Here is a 14,417-nt window from a genome sequence, read left to right as displayed (position 1 = left end):
GGATCTGGCTTCCACCAACCCGCCCGGATGCCCGGGCCTGTTTGTCGCTCTGAAGGAGGATGGACTGAAATGAGAACTGTAGATTTCACGCCCCTGTATCGCTCGATCGTCGGTTTCGATCGACTCGCGGACATGATGGACTCGGCCACCAAGATCGAATCCCAAGGCTACCCGCCCTACAACATCCAGCACGTTGCTGATGACGAATACCTGATCGAACTGGCAGTGGCTGGTTTCGGTGAAGAAGACCTCGTCGTCGAAGTGCAGGAAAGCATCCTGACCGTATCCGGTCGCATCGGCGAGAAAACCGACACCGATGATCGCCGTTTCCTGCATCGCGGAATTGCGGAGCGGTCGTTCGAGCGCCGTTTCCACCTGGCCGATCATGTCGAAGTGGCGGACGCCGGACTGAAGAATGGCCTGTTGCAGGTCCGCCTGGTCCGGGAAATTCCCGAGGCGGCCAAACCGAAGCGGATTGAAATCAAATCCGGCGCCGGTACCAAGCGTGCCCGGCTGATCGAGGGCGGCAAGACGAAAGCTGCCTGACCCGTCGCTGACGGTCTTTTGAATTTCCCTCCGATTGACCCTGAAGGCGGTGAGCGAAAGCTCGCCGCCTTTTTTGTCGGATCAGGCCGCGTCGAGGTCGACCGCACCGTCGAGTGAATCGACCAGGTCGGTGAAATCCTCGTCAACGCGGGCGCCTGTGAAACAGGACCCGTTGAAGATCGCCCGTTTGACATTGGCGCCGTTGAGGGTCGCATAGGAAAAGTCCGCGCCTGTGGCTTTGGTCTGCCTCAGATCGGCACCGCGCAAATCGGTGTAGCGGGCCCGCACGCCGGCGAGAGAGGCCGGCAGGACGCGGTCCCCGTCCAGCAAAAGCGGGCCGAGCTGGCAATCCCGCAGATCGGCATTGGACAGGTTGGCACCGGTCAGGTCTGCCCCGCGCAGGTCGGCACCGCGCAGACTGACCATCCGCAGATCGGCCTTTTCCAGCCGGGCGCCTTGCAACTGCGCCCCTTCCAGATCCAGTCCATAAAGGGTCGATCCGCGTGCGTGGAAGGCCGTCAGTGTTTTCCCGGCCAATGACGTAAGGCCACGCAGGTCCGTTCCGTCGAAAAAGGAGGGCTTGCCCTCCTTGCCATTGGTGTCGCACCAGCGGACATGCTCGGCGATCTGGTCGGCCAGCGATTGCTCCAGGGCGTCAGGGTCGATGCCGACGGGATCGTTGGTCAACGCACCTTCAGTGTTCATGCCTTGTGTCTTGGCCGTCGCCGTCTTGGTTCCGATCAGGACCGCATGCGAGAAATCTGTGTCGGACAGGTCGGCGCCGGACAGGTCCGCGCCCTCCAGGTTGGCGCCCTGGAAGGATGAGCCGCGAAGATTGGCACGGATCATCCGCGTCCCCAGCAACATGGCGTCGGTAAAGTCGGCTTGCTGGGCGGCCATGCCGGCCATTTTCGATCCGGACAGGTTGGCGCCGGTGAAATTGGCCGTGCCCGCGTCGTTCTCCTGGGTGCGGTGGCTCAGGACGGACAGGCCTTTTTCCTTGTCCATCTGGGCGATGGCACCTTCGCGCAAGTCAGCTTCGGTGAGGTCCGCCCCGGTCAGGTTTGCGCCCCGCATGATCGCCCCGCGCAGGTCGGCGCGACGCAGGGAGGCACCTTCCAGATTGGCGCGCCGCAAATCGGCCGCGAAGAAAGTCGCGCTGTTCAGTGTGGCCCCGGACAGGACCGCACCGCGCAGCACAGCACCGCTGAAGTCGGCATCGGACAGGTCCCGGTTGGCGAGCACCATGTTTTCGAGAATTGTATAGGAGAAGTTCGCTCGCGCGCCGCCCGATCTGCCCGACCAAAGGCGTTCATGCCGGGCGCAGATTGCGTCGACTTCGTCCTGGGTCAGTTTCTTGAACTCGATCTTGCGACCGGTCATCGGCGCGGTCCTGTCGGCATGTGTTTCAATCCGACATCATACCGACCGACCGTTAACAGCCAGTGTTCTGATCAGGCATCGAGAAGGGCGGACCAGTCGCGGTCCGCGAGAGGGTGGCCAGGCGCGATCCGGAGCCGGTTGATGCCGTCAGCAGCGAAGGCGCGGATCTGGGTCAAGGCGGCTTCAGATGTGTCGGCGGTCAGCTCTGCATCATACAGTCGGGCCCGCTGATCGACTTCGATCTTCGGCCAGCCGGTGGAAAGGCGATGGAAGAATCCGTCATAGAGCTTGGCTGCGTCCGCCTGGCGTTGCCCGGTCTCGACCGTGATGCCCGCAGCCTTGAGGATGACCAGTCCGCGACCGGCGACCTTGTGGAACGCGTCCCGGCAAGCGACCACGACCCTTGCCACGCCCGCCTGCACCAGGGCCTCGGCGCAGGGCGGCGTCTGACCATGATGGGCGCAGGGTTCGAGGGTGACGTAGGCGGTTGCGCCGGCGGCCTGATCGCCCGCCGCGTCGAGGGCAACCCTTTCCGCGTGCGGTCTGCCGCCGTTCGCTGTCGCGCCAACGGCGATGATCCGTCGGTCCCTGACGAGCACGCATCCTACCGCCGGATTGGGAGCGGTGCGCCCCTGTTGCGCCTGTGCCAGAGCCAGTGCGAGGTCCATGTATCGGGCGTCGTCGATTGCCGTCATGCGAGAGGAATGGGCGGCAATGGCTTGGCCCGATCGGCATCGAGATACCGTGCGGATCGCAAAGTGGTGCCGTCATCAGCGAGATCGATCAGCAGCGGGTTTCCGGTCGGGACCTCGATCTCCATGATGTCAGCGTCCGAGACCTTGAAAAGGAGTTTGACGAGGGCCCGAAGGCTGTTGCCGTGCGCCGCCACGATCAGCGTTTCGCCGGATTTCAGGCGCGGCAGGATGGATGCCGTCCAGTAGGGTTCAACGCGATCCAGCGTCGATTTCAGCGACTCGGACGCTGGCAGGAGCTCGCGCGGGACATCAGAATAACGCGTGTCATTGATCGGGTGATAGGCATGGTCCGTCGCGATCGGCGGAGGCGGCGTGTCAAAGGACCGGCGCCAGATCTTGACCTGGTCGTCACCGTGCTTGGCCCGGGTCTCATTCTTGTCGAGGCCGGCAAGCGCACCGTAGTGCCGTTCATTCAGGCGCCAGGCCTTGTCGACCGGAATCCACAACCGGTCGAGGCCTTCCAGAGTGAGGTTGAGCGTCTTGATCGCTCGTTTCAGCACTGACACGTAAGCATGCGTCGGTTCGAACCCTTCCTTGGCCAGCAATTCGCCGGAACGCCTGGCCTGGGCAATGCCCTCATCGGTCAGGTCGACATCAACCCAGCCGGTAAACCGGTTTTGGAGATTCCATTCGCTCTGTCCGTGCCGGATGAGTGCGAGTTGCGGCATGAGGTTGTCTCCCGAATTGCCCTGTCGCGGGCAGCGATAGCCCGCCCATCGCAGCAGGGCAAGGCGGTGGGGCGGTGGCGGTCGGTCACCAGATTTCGCTTAACGCTCACGATCAAGTTGTGGTATAAAAGGACCACAGGTTTCCGGGGCGGGCCTGGTTCATCCCATTGAACCGACACCCAAGGCATGACTTATCCGCCCCGATAAGCGGCGTCGGGATGCGCGGCCTTGAACCGTCCCCCCAAGGCCTGAGCGCCACCGGTCGCCCAAACCGCGCACGTCTCTTCCCCGGACGTGCGCGGTTCTGCTATTGGGTCGTGCTGAAGAGGGCATTCCGTCCTGACTGGCTGTGAGGAAACGGCATGTCCGATATCGATTCCGTGCAATCTGCCCGGCGCGTCATCGCCATCGAGCGCGACGGCATGGAGGCGCTTGAAAAGTCCATTTCTGCGGCATTCGCGGACACGGTGTCGCGTCTTGAAGGGCTGCAGGGGCGACTGATCTGCGCCGGGGTGGGGAAGTCCGGCCATGTCGCGCGAAAAATCGCGGCGACTCTCGCATCAACCGGAACGCCGGCCTATTACGTCCATCCGACCGAAGCCAGTCATGGCGATCTGGGCATGATTGGCAGCGATGACGCGGTGCTGGCCCTGTCAAAGTCCGGCGAGACCAAGGAGCTTGGCGATCTGATCGCCTATTGCCGCCGCTTCGGCGTCCCGTTGATTGCCATGACAGCCCAGCCTGACAGCACGCTCGGACGAGCCGGGGACTTCCTGCTGGCCATTCCACAATCGCCGGAAGCCTGCGGCGAAACCCGCGCACCAACGACCTCGACCACTCTCATGATGGCCTTGGGCGATGCGTTGGCGGTCGCCTTGCTGGAGGCGCGCGGCTTCACAGCGACGGACTTCAAGACCTTCCATCCCGGCGGCGCACTGGGCGCTGCTCTCGCGAGTGTCGGCGATATCATGCACGCGGGTGACGCGGTGCCATTGATCGGCGCCGACGCACCGATGAGTGACGTGCTGATCGAAATGACGACCAAGAGCTTTGGCTGCGCCGGTATCACCGACCCGGACGGAAGGCTGGCGGGCATCATCACCGATGGCGATTTGCGTCGGCACATGGGGGCGGGCCTGGTCGACAAGCGTGCGGGTGATGTGATGACGGTCGGACCGCGTACCGGCAATGCCGGCATGCTGGCAGCGGATGCATTGCGGCTGATGACGGCGGGCGACCCGAAGATCATCCAGCTCTTCATTGTCGATGGCGATGACCGGCCCGTCGGTATCCTTCACCTTCACGACCTGTTGCGTGTCGGACTGAAATAGCGCGCCAGCCGTGCATACAAGCCGGTGCAGGCACTGGCGAAATTTCGATCTCCACGGTATCGTTGGCACAAGGGACCGGGCAGGATCGCAGGGCATTCATTGTTCAGGCGTCAAGGGACTTCGGTCTGTGTGGGAGTGAGTATGCAAAAACCCTTGGCATTGCAGGTCCGGCAGCGCTTGCGGCCGCACATGGCGGCGCTGGCCGGGTTTTCGCTCGCCTCGAACCTGCTGCTGCTGGTGTCGCCGCTCTACATGCTGCAGGTCTATGACCGAGTCCTGTCGTCGGCTTCGACCGACACCTTGATCTGGTTGTCGGTGCTGGCGGTCTTCTTGCTGGGTGTCTACGGCGCGGCGGAAGCCGGGCGACGCCGGGTCGGCGCGTTGGCCGGACAGGAGCTCGACGCCCTGCTTGTGCCCTTGGTCTTCGCCCGGTTTGAAGCCGAGTCCGGTGCGCCGCATCTCTCGCGCGATCTCGGCGCGATCCAGCGGGTGCAGACCGCTCTGCAATCCGGCTCACTTCTGCCCTTTGCCGACCTGCCGTTTGCCCCCCTGTTCCTGGTCGTGCTGTTCCTCATCCACCCGGTGTTGGGAGTGATCGGGCTGGTTGGCGCGGCTGTGGTGTTTGCGGTCGCGGTCACTGCAGAGATGACCACCCGCCAGGCCGGCCAGTTTTCCCAGGGAGCGCTGCGCAGCGCCGGGGATTTCGCCGCCGGGCTGGAGCGTCAGCGCTCAGCCATGGCTGCCATGGGTCTGGTGCCGGCTGCCTATCGCCGCTGGCGGGCCAGCCAGGGCGCTGGCCAGAGTTTCTCGATGGAAGCCGCAAAGGGAGACGGCAAGTTCTCGGCGATTTCCCGCTCGACGCGGCAGATCCTTCAGATTGGTGTGCTCGGTGGTGGCGCGGCACTGGCGTTGAGCCAGGAAATCTCGCCCGGAGCGATCGTCGCGTCGTCGATCATCCTGGCGCGTACACTGGGGCCGATCGACCAGATCGTCGGCGGATGGCGCAACACCATCCAGACATGGGCGGCCTGGAAAGGCCTGACTGAACGCCTCGACGGGACGGACGCGGAGGCGCGTTTCACACCCTTGCCGCGACCGGCGGCAGAGTTGAAACTGGACCGGTTGTCGGTTGTCGTTCCGGGTGCCGAAACACCCCAGATACGTCCGTTCAGCTGGTCTGCATCGGGCGGTCAACTGATTGCCGTGACGGGTGGCAATGGCGCCGGCAAGACCACGCTCCTGCAGACGCTTGCGGGCGCCTGGCAGCCGGGTTCCGGCGCGATGAGCCTGGGCGGGCGCAACCTGCACGACTGGCCGGGCCCGGATCGCGGACGCCATGTCGGCTATGTCCCGCAGGACGTCGAACTCCTCCCGGCCACAGTCGGGGAAAACATCGCCCGGCTTGGTGAGGCCGATGCCGAGGCGATCATCGCTGCCGCCCGGGCTGCAGGCTCCCACGAAACCATTCTTTCCCTTCCCGACGGCTATGACACGCGCGTCGGACCGGGCGGCACGCACCTGTCGGCCGGTCAGCGCCAGATGATCGGTCTGGCGCGGGCCTTGTTCGGGGACCCGGTCTTGTTGTTGCTGGACGAGCCGACGGCCAATCTGGATGCGGCGGCAGCGCCCGGCCTCGTCAACGCATTGCGCCAGGCCGCCGAGCGGGGTGCGATCATCCTGGCGGCGACCCATGACCGCCGTGTGATCGAGCGGTCAAAGACTGTGTTGCTGGTGCGCAATGGAGACGTCATGGCGGCGCCAGCCGAACAATTCCTCAAACTGGCGACCGGACCGGGAGCGGGCACACAGATGTCCGGTCGCGGGGGGGCTGCCTGATGGATGCGCCCGACCAGACGAGCCGCATCCTCGCTGATGGTTTTGTCCGCAATTCGGCGCTGATCTGCCTGATCGGACTCGGCGGTTTCCTGGCGTGGGCCGGGCTGGCACCGCTTGCCGAGGGCGTGCCGGCGGCCGGTCAGATCGTGGTCGAGAATGACCGGCAGGTTGTTCAGCATCTCGAGGGTGGCATCATTCATGAGCTACTGGTGCGGGATGGTGACCAGGTCGATGCCGGCGAGCCCCTGTTGACCCTGCAGGAGACCGCCTCGCTCGCCGTGCGCGACGAGTTGTTGCAGGAGATCGCGACCCTGACCGGATCCCAGCAGCGGCTTGCGGCCTTGCGCGCCGGACTGGATGAGCCGGACTTTTCCCCGCTTGACGCCCTCGACCTGACGGCGGACCAGCGCCAGGCGGTGGTGACCCGGCAGAGCGACCTGTTCCGCCAGCAGACCCAGTCGTTTCAGGCTGATATCGCTGTCCTGACCGCGCGACGGGATGGCGCCCGGTCATCGCGCGCCCTGCACGCCCAGCAGATCCGCGTGACCCAGCGTGTCATTGCGGCGGCTGAGGACCAGCTTTCGCTGTTGCGCGACCGCTATGAGCGGCAGATGGCCCGACTGGACGAGCTGCGTGGGATGGAACGCGACGTGGCGGCGCTGGAAGCGGATATCTCCCGTCTGCGGACCGATGCCCAGCAGGCCGCCACGCTGGAACAGGATCTCGACGGCCAGATCGCCCAGACCGAAGCGGCCTTCCTGCGCCAGATCTCGGCTGATCAACTCGAGGTCCGCAGTCAGCTGGAACAGGCTGGCGAGCGCATTGCCGCGGCCCAGGACGTACTGAATCGTTCGGTCGTGGTCGCGCCCCTGTCCGGTGAAGTGCTCAATCTTCGATTTGCAACGCGCGGGGGTGTGGTCAGGCCCGGCGAAGCCATTCTGGAAATCGTCCCGGCTGTTGGCGAAATGACGGCATCCGTTCGGATCCAGCCGGCTGATCGGGCCGCTGTCTATGAAGGCCAGGCTGTCCGCACACGCCTGACCGCTTACAAGAGCTGGATGACGCCGCGCCTGGATGGAGAGGTGATCAGCGTCAGTGCGGATCTGAAGACCGACCAGAACACCGGTGTTTCCTACTACGAGGTCCGTATTCGCATCCCGGCAGACCAGGCGGCGCGTCTCGGAGAGCTGGATGTCATTCCTGGCATGCCGGTCGAGGTTTTCATCTTCTCGGGATCGAGCCGGACGACGCTGGATTACCTTCTCGAGCCCATCAGCGAGTCGCTTTTCCGCGGCGCCCGGACCGGATAGTGGCGATGAAAATCAATCGGGTTTCGCGTCGCAGATCGACCACATTGGGTGCCATGATGTGCGCGCTGGCAGGCTTGGGAGGTCTGGTTGGCACGGCGTCTGCCCAGACAGACAATTGCCTGTCATTCGAGGCCGCCCTGCGGCTGGCAGCGGAACGCGCGCCTGAAGTGGCTGGTGCGATGGCCCGCCAGGATGAGGCCGCCGCCGATTATCGCGAAGCCGAGTCCTTGCGCCTGCCACAGGTTTCGACATTTGGCCGCACGGCGTCCGGTGACAGTGGGCTGACGGGTAGCCAGATCGAGAACCAGGTCGGGGTCCGCTTGTCCCAGCGTCTCTACGATTTTGGCGACTCCCACTATGCGATGGCCGCCGCAAGCCGGTCGATCGATCAAAGGGCGCACGAGCTGCGCTCGCAGCAGATCGATGCATCCAGTCGGCTCGCCGATGCGTATCTCACGCATCTGGAGGCTGAAGCCATGATCGGTGTGATCGCCGAACGCCGCGACTATTTTGATCGCCAGCGGGTCGCCGTGGAGGCCTTGCTGGAGACCGGAGGGGCCACCCGCGCCGACAGCGCCCAGATCGCTGCCCAGCTGGCCGAGGCGGAAGCCGATGCGCTCGAGCTGAATTTCATGCGCGAGCGGGCGGGAACCCGGATCCGTGAGTATACCGGATATGCGCCGGGAGCCTTGTGCGATGCCGTCGCAGCCGCCAATGACCTCGACCGGGCGCTTGAAGGTGTGGCGACGGTCCATGATGCGGTTGACCTGACGATGACACAGAACCCGGACCTGGCCGCTCAAGCGGAAGCTGTCAGGGTGCTTGATGCCCAGCGGGAGCGGGCCCGTCGCAGTCGCCTACCGGTGATCGAGGCGGTCGGTATTGCGTCCTACGTGTATGATGACTTCAGCGAGACTTGGGATGCCCGCGATCGCGTCGGTATCGATGTTTCGGTCCCGCTGTATACCGGCGACGCGCTGGGGGCCCGCCGCGACCGCGCCGTTGCCCGTCTGGAGCAGGAAGAAAGCGGTTTGCGCTCCATGCAACGGCAATTGCGCGAGCAGGCGGAAATCGTCTTTCGTCGTTCCATGTCATTGCAGGCGCAACTGGTCCGCCGCGAAGCTGTAGCCCGGTCGCAGTTTGAATATTTCGACGCGGTGTCGGGCGAGTTTTCCTTCGGGCTGGGTACCTTGCCGGACCTGATTGATGCGAGGCTCGCCTATGAACGGGCCGAACTGGACGTGATTGGCGCGCGATTCACGTTGCTGCGCCAGAAGTTGGAGTTGATGGGGCTTACGGCACGGATGCCACGGCCCGGATCAGGAACGGATGTTGCTCACGAAGTGCCTTGACGCTTGCGCAGCCGCAGTGAACGGTGTTGGCGTGCAACCGAGTTGATCGGCGTGCAGGCTGACCGGGAAACAGGTCGGTGCGCGGTGGGCCTTGGCGGCAGTCGAATAGGGGTGATGCCGGTTCCCTGTGGGAGCCGGCTTCAAGAGTAAGTGAGGATCGCATGTATTCGGTTCGACCACGTCCCAACGTGGCCGAAAGTCGCTCGACGCCGATGTAAAGCCGTGTGAAAGCAAGTAGATCGTCGGGAGAGATCAATCATGCCTGTGACCAGCAAGACCAAGAATGCTTCAACTGTGCGCAATGCGCTCCTGACCACCGCGATGGCGACCGGCGGAGCCTTGTTGCTCGCCGGCGGTTCCCACGCGCAAGGGGAGGCTGCCGGTCAGCCGGCCGGGTTCTCGCCGCTGTCCGATGTCAGCGGCGTGGCGCGGGTCGAAATGGGCGCGGACGGCTCCATGCAACTGGTCATGTCCGACGGCCGTACGGTGCTGATTGCGGCCAATGATGTTGCGGTCGTTGATGGGGTCTACTTCATCTCTGAAGCGGCCATTGAAGCGAATGCCCTGCTGGGCGTGTCCACCGCGGCGGCAGCCGGTGGCGGTGGCGGCGCGGCCATCCTCGGTGTTCTCGGCGGCGCGGGACTGCTGGGCGCAGCGGCCGGCGGCGGCGGAGGCGGCGGCTCAAACCCGACGCCGACACCCACTCCCAATACCAATCCTCCGGTGTTCAGCTCGGCGACCTCTGCGAGTGTCGACGAGAACACGACCGGCAGCGTCTATACCGCGACCGCGACAGACGCTGACGGCAATGCCATTTCATTCTCGATCAGCGGTGGCGCTGATGCCGGCGCGTTCTCGATCAACAGCTCGACCGGCGCCCTGACGTTCACCGCCACGCCGGATTTCGAAGCCCCCGTGGATGCGGATGGCAACAATGTCTACGAGGTCACGATCCGGGCGTCAGATGGCGTCAACACCACCGATCAGACCGTGACGATCACGGTTGATGATGTGGACGAGGCTCCCGCCTTCACATCGGCCTCAACGGCGTCGGTGGACGAGAACACTGCGGGGACCGTGTACACGGCGGCGGCCACCGATCCGGAAGGGGCAGCGCTGACCTACTCGCTGTCGGGTGCCGATGCCGCACTGTTCAGCATCGACCCGGTGACGGGCGCCATCAGCTTCATCGCGGCTCCGGATCATGAGAGCCCGGCCGATTCTGACGGCGACAATGTTTACGAGATCACCGTGACGGCTTCGGACGGGACCAATTCGGTCGACCAGGCCGTATCCATCACCGTCGATCCCGTCGATGAGGGACCCGCGACTTTCTCATCCGGCACCACCGCCAGTTTCGACGAAAACGGCACCGGGACAGTTTATACCGCTGTCGCCGCCGACCCGGACAATTCGACGATCACCTACTCGCTCGGAACAACCGGGGACAGCGCGCTGTTCGCGATCGACAGCGCAACCGGGGCGCTGACATTCATCGCGTCGCCGGACTTCGAGGCACCGACCGACGGCGATGGCAACAATGTCTATGAGGTTGCCGTCCGGGCCAGTGACGGAACAACCGTTACGACCCAAACGGTCCAGGTGACGGTCAATGACGTCAATGAAGCGCCGGTCGTCACATCCGCGGCGACGGCCAGCACGCCGGAAAACAACGCCGGCGTTGTCTACACTGCGACCGCGACCGACCCGGAAGGCGCGGCCCTGACCTATTCCCTGTCGGGGACCGACTCGGCCCTGTTCACGATTGATGCCGGAACAGGTGCGGTGAGTTTCCTCGCGCCGCCTGACTTTGAAGCGCCGCTCGATGGCAATGGCGACAATGTCTACGAAGTCACAGTCACGGCCTCCGACGGCAGCAATGTCGACGCCCAGGCCGTGTCGATCACGGTCACCAACCAAAATGAGTTTGCTCCGGTCTTCACCTCGGCAACCGTCGACGCGGTCGACGAGGATTCGACCGGCAGCTTCTACACCGCCACCGCTACGGATGGTGATGGTGACACGCTGACCTACTCGATCGCGGCAGGCGGTGACGGAGCCCTGTTCCAGATCGACAGCGCCACCGGTGAGTTGAGCTTCATCACCTCGCCGGACTTCGAAAACCCCGCCGATGCGGATACCGACAATGTCTATGACCTTGTCCTTCAGGTCAGTGACGGCTCGACCAATGTCACCCAGGCGCTCACCGTCACGGTCAACAATGTGAACTCGGCCCCGGTGATCACATCGGCGGGCTCGGCGACATTCACAGAGAATGATGCGAGCGTGGCCTATACCATCGCGGCGACCGATGGTGATGGTGACGCGGTGGTCTATTCGATCACCGGCGCGGACGCGGCCCTGTTCACGGTGAACGCGGTCACCGGCGCGGTCAGCTTTGTGGCGCCCCCTGATTTCGAAACGCCCACCGACGCGAATGGCGACAACGTCTATGAAATCACCGTTCGGGCATCCGATGGCGTGCTGACCACGACGCAGGCTGTGAGCATCACGGTCGAAAACGAAAACGATGTGGCCCCCGTGATCACGTCCGGCTCGACGGCAACGATTGCCGAAAACAGCGCCGGCACGGTGTACACGGCGACCGCGACCGATGCAGACAGTGCCAGCGTGACCTATTCGCTGTCCGGTACCGATGCCGCATTGTTCCAGATCAGCAGCTCGACGGGTGTGGTGACCTTCATCACCCCGGCGGACTTCGAGAACCCGGGTGATGCCGGCGGCGACAATGTCTATGACTTCACGGTAACGGCGTCTGACGGCACCCTCACCGATACCCAGGCGGTTGCGGTGACGGTCACCGATGTCGATGAGAGCGGTGGCAGCGCGCCGGTGTTCTCGTCCGGTGCCAGCCAGACGGTTTCGGAGAACCAGACCTCGGCCTATGTCGCGCGGGCAGTTGATCCCGACGGCGACACGGTCAGCTACTCGATCTCCGGTGCCGACTCGGCTCTGTTCACGATCGACTCGTCGAGCGGTGAAGTCCGCTTCCTGGCGACCCCTGACTTCGAGAGCCCGAGCGACAGCGGTGGCAACAATGTCTACGACATTGTCGTTACGGCGTCCGATGGCAGCAATTCGAACGACCAGGCGGTGGCGATCACGGTCGGTGATGTTGGCAGTGAAGCGGCCGATGTCCCGGAAGGCGACACCACCCAGATCCAGATGGTCTCCGGTGGCGATTACACCGGTACCCTCGAAGTGGCGGGAGACCGCGACTGGGTGGCCATCACGCTTGAGGCCGGGCAGCGCTACCAGTTCGATGCGTTCGGGTCCGGCGGGGCCGGTGTCGAACTGGATGACACCTATATCCGGCTGTATGACGCGTCGGGCACCCTGATTGCCGAGAATGACGACATCACCCTGGGTGTGAACACGGATTCGCGCCTGGGCTTCACGGCGACCACCTCCGGCACCTATTATGTTTCGGTCGGGGCCTGGGAACCGGACAGTGGCCCGACCCTCTCCGGGCAGTACACGCTGCAGGTCCGGCATACAGATCCGCTGACAGCCTGGAATTATCAGGAAATCGCGGACTATCTCGATTCCAACGGTTTTGGCGGCCTGCAGTGGGACCGGTCGGCCGGTGACACGATCACCGTGAACATTACCGCACTGACCGTGGGCGGGCAGACGCTCGCACGTGCCGCGCTCCAGTTGTGGGAAGACATTACGGGGATCAATTTCACCGAAGTCGCCACGAACGGCGATATCACCTTCGATGATGACGAGGACGGGGCCTTCGCCGGTCCTGACTCGACTTCGGGCGGGTTCATCACTTCAGCCAGTGTCAATGTGGGCACCGACTGGCTCTCTACATACGGCACCAATATCGATGGATACTCCTTCCAGACATATATCCACGAGATCGGTCACGCGCTTGGCCTGGGCCATGGTGGTCCCTATGACGGCTCGGCCGATTACGCCGTCGACGCCATCTATCTGAACGATTCATGGCAGGCTTCGGTGATGTCGTACTTCTCGCAGAACGAGAACACCTTCATCGATGCCGATTTCGGCTATGTGATCGGACCGCAGGTCGCAGACATCATCGCGGTGCTGGACATGTATGGCGGCTCCACGTCAACGCGCGGTGGCGACACGACATACGGCTACAACTCCACAGCCGGCAATGTGATCTTCGACGCGACGGCGCACACCAACTCTGTCAGCTTCACGATCTTTGACACGGGTGGCACCGACACGATGGACTATTCCGGTTCGGCGTCTGACCAGACTCTCGACTTGCGCGAGCAGGCCTATTCGAGCGTCATGGGCCGGGATGGCAATGTCGGCATCGCCCGCGGAACGGTGATCGAAAACGCGATCGGCGGCGCTGGCGATGACATCTTCATCGGCAATGATGCCAACAATGTGCTGACGGGCGCCGGCGGTGCAGACCGTTTCTACGCCTCCGGTGGCACGGACACCTTCAATGGTGGCAGCGGCAACGACACGGCGGTGTTCTCGGGCGCCTCTACCGACTACAGCCTGTCAACCAACGGGTCCGGCAACACTGTCGTCACGGATAACCGGGTCGGTGCACCGGACGGTGTGGTCGAGCTGATCAGCGTCGAGACCATCGTTTATGATGGTGGCACCAGCAATCCGGAGTATTTCGGCGATCCGGACTTTGCCGGGCGCGAAGGGCTTGACCCGGATGACATGCCGACGCTGGCGCCCTTTGATCCGGACGCGATCGGCCACGACTCCGGCCATCCGGTCATGGGCGGCCTGGAAGATGGCGAGAAGGGTGGTCATCACGACCATGTCTACCCGCATCTCAGCGATGCTGACCTGGCCCTGTTGCTGAACCTGTCGGACACCATCGGGAACTTCCGCGGCGATGTTGGCCCGCTGTTCTGGCGCGATGGCGAAGACGCGCGCGGCGACTTCCGCGAAGCGATTCTGGAGTGGCCTGTCGAGGCCGAGGCGGCCTTCCAGGCCGACAAGGGACACCCGGTCTTCGAACCGTTGACCGTTCCGTCCGCGGCCGGGCTTCCGGTCAGCCAGGCGTCGATCGACGGTGCGCATGGCCTGGATTTCTTCCCGGCTGATGCCTTCACCAACGTGTTCGATCCGCGTGATGCCCAGATGATGACGCTGTCGGATGACGCAGCTGACGGCTGGGCCTGATTGTGACGGGGAGGGGTAATCCCTCCCCGCCATTTCTGGTGTCCGGGAATTCCAGCATTTGATGTGCAACGGGGGGCTG

Annotated in this window: 9 protein-coding genes; 6 read left to right on the top strand and 3 right to left on the bottom strand. The window is 63.7% G+C overall.

Annotated elements, in window-relative coordinates:
- Nucleotides 1-69 precede the first annotated feature (69 nt).
- Nucleotides 70-546, top strand: coding sequence for an Hsp20 family protein (locus tag VOI18_RS07670; protein ID WP_323761813.1), 477 nt, complete (start codon nucleotides 70-72; stop codon nucleotides 544-546).
- 81 nt (nucleotides 547-627) lie between these two features.
- On the opposite strand, the gene VOI18_RS07665 is transcribed toward VOI18_RS07670, so the two are convergent.
- The 3 genes from VOI18_RS07665 to gpmA form a co-directional block, all read right to left on the bottom strand.
- Nucleotides 628-1,929: a pentapeptide repeat-containing protein gene (locus VOI18_RS07665; RefSeq protein ID WP_323761812.1), complete on the bottom strand. Its 1,302-nt coding sequence runs from the start codon at nucleotides 1,927-1,929 to the stop codon at nucleotides 628-630.
- A gap of 71 nt (nucleotides 1,930-2,000) precedes the next feature.
- Nucleotides 2,001-2,624, bottom strand: a complete 624-nt coding sequence (gene ribD / locus VOI18_RS07660; RefSeq protein WP_323761811.1) for a bifunctional diaminohydroxyphosphoribosylaminopyrimidine deaminase/5-amino-6-(5-phosphoribosylamino)uracil reductase RibD — start codon at nucleotides 2,622-2,624, stop codon at nucleotides 2,001-2,003.
- The gene (gpmA, locus tag VOI18_RS07655; RefSeq protein WP_323761810.1) at nucleotides 2,621-3,352 is read right to left on the bottom strand and encodes a 2,3-diphosphoglycerate-dependent phosphoglycerate mutase; all 732 of its coding nucleotides are present in this window, start codon (nucleotides 3,350-3,352) and stop codon (nucleotides 2,621-2,623) included. The genes ribD and gpmA overlap by 4 nt, the downstream gene beginning before the upstream one ends.
- 362 nt (nucleotides 3,353-3,714) lie before the next feature.
- Here gpmA and VOI18_RS07650 point away from each other — a divergent pair, with 362 nt between their 5' ends.
- The 5 genes from VOI18_RS07650 (at nucleotide 3,715) to VOI18_RS07630 (ending at nucleotide 14,338) form a co-directional block, all read left to right on the top strand.
- The gene (locus tag VOI18_RS07650) at nucleotides 3,715-4,683 is read left to right on the top strand and encodes a KpsF/GutQ family sugar-phosphate isomerase (protein WP_323761809.1); all 969 of its coding nucleotides are present in this window, start codon (nucleotides 3,715-3,717) and stop codon (nucleotides 4,681-4,683) included.
- 141 nt (nucleotides 4,684-4,824) lie between these two features.
- Nucleotides 4,825-6,519, top strand: coding sequence for a type I secretion system permease/ATPase (locus VOI18_RS07645; RefSeq protein WP_323761808.1), 1,695 nt, complete (start codon nucleotides 4,825-4,827; stop codon nucleotides 6,517-6,519).
- Nucleotides 6,519-7,829 carry an HlyD family type I secretion periplasmic adaptor subunit gene (locus tag VOI18_RS07640; RefSeq protein WP_323761807.1) on the top strand — a complete coding sequence of 437 codons (1,311 nt, stop codon included), beginning with the start codon at nucleotides 6,519-6,521 and terminating at the stop codon, nucleotides 7,827-7,829. Before VOI18_RS07645 ends, VOI18_RS07640 begins: the two co-directional genes overlap by 1 nt.
- A gap of 5 nt (nucleotides 7,830-7,834) precedes the next feature.
- Nucleotides 7,835-9,181 (top strand): TolC family protein, encoded by a 1,347-nt coding sequence (locus tag VOI18_RS07635; protein ID WP_323761806.1) that lies wholly within the window; start codon nucleotides 7,835-7,837, stop codon nucleotides 9,179-9,181.
- Between the two features lie 258 nt (nucleotides 9,182-9,439).
- Entirely contained in the window at nucleotides 9,440-14,338 is a 4,899-nt protein-coding gene (locus VOI18_RS07630) for a cadherin domain-containing protein (protein WP_323761805.1), read from the top strand.
- Nucleotides 14,339-14,417: the final 79 nt, after the last annotated feature.

It is taken from the genome of Maricaulis sp. (genome assembly GCF_034670125.1).
Taxonomy (GTDB): domain Bacteria; phylum Pseudomonadota; class Alphaproteobacteria; order Caulobacterales; family Maricaulaceae; genus Maricaulis.
This window is presented reverse-complemented; position numbering and strand designations above follow the sequence as displayed.

Bases quoted from the DNA above. Each gene is read 5' to 3' on its own strand.
- gpmA (WP_323761810.1), bottom strand. From the start codon at position 3,352: ATGCCGCAACTCGCACTCATCCGGCACGGACAGAGCGAATGGAATCTC.
- ribD (WP_323761811.1), bottom strand. From the start codon at position 2,624: ATGACGGCAATCGACGACGCCCGATACATGGACCTCGCACTGGCTCTG.
- VOI18_RS07650 (WP_323761809.1), top strand. From the start codon at position 3,715: ATGTCCGATATCGATTCCGTGCAATCTGCCCGGCGCGTCATCGCCATC.
- VOI18_RS07665 (WP_323761812.1), bottom strand. From the start codon at position 1,929: ATGACCGGTCGCAAGATCGAGTTCAAGAAACTGACCCAGGACGAAGTC.
- VOI18_RS07635 (WP_323761806.1), top strand. From the start codon at position 7,835: ATGAAAATCAATCGGGTTTCGCGTCGCAGATCGACCACATTGGGTGCC.
- VOI18_RS07645 (WP_323761808.1), top strand. From the start codon at position 4,825: ATGCAAAAACCCTTGGCATTGCAGGTCCGGCAGCGCTTGCGGCCGCAC.
- VOI18_RS07630 (WP_323761805.1), top strand. From the start codon at position 9,440: ATGCCTGTGACCAGCAAGACCAAGAATGCTTCAACTGTGCGCAATGCG.
- VOI18_RS07670 (WP_323761813.1), top strand. From the start codon at position 70: ATGAGAACTGTAGATTTCACGCCCCTGTATCGCTCGATCGTCGGTTTC.
- VOI18_RS07640 (WP_323761807.1), top strand. From the start codon at position 6,519: ATGGATGCGCCCGACCAGACGAGCCGCATCCTCGCTGATGGTTTTGTC.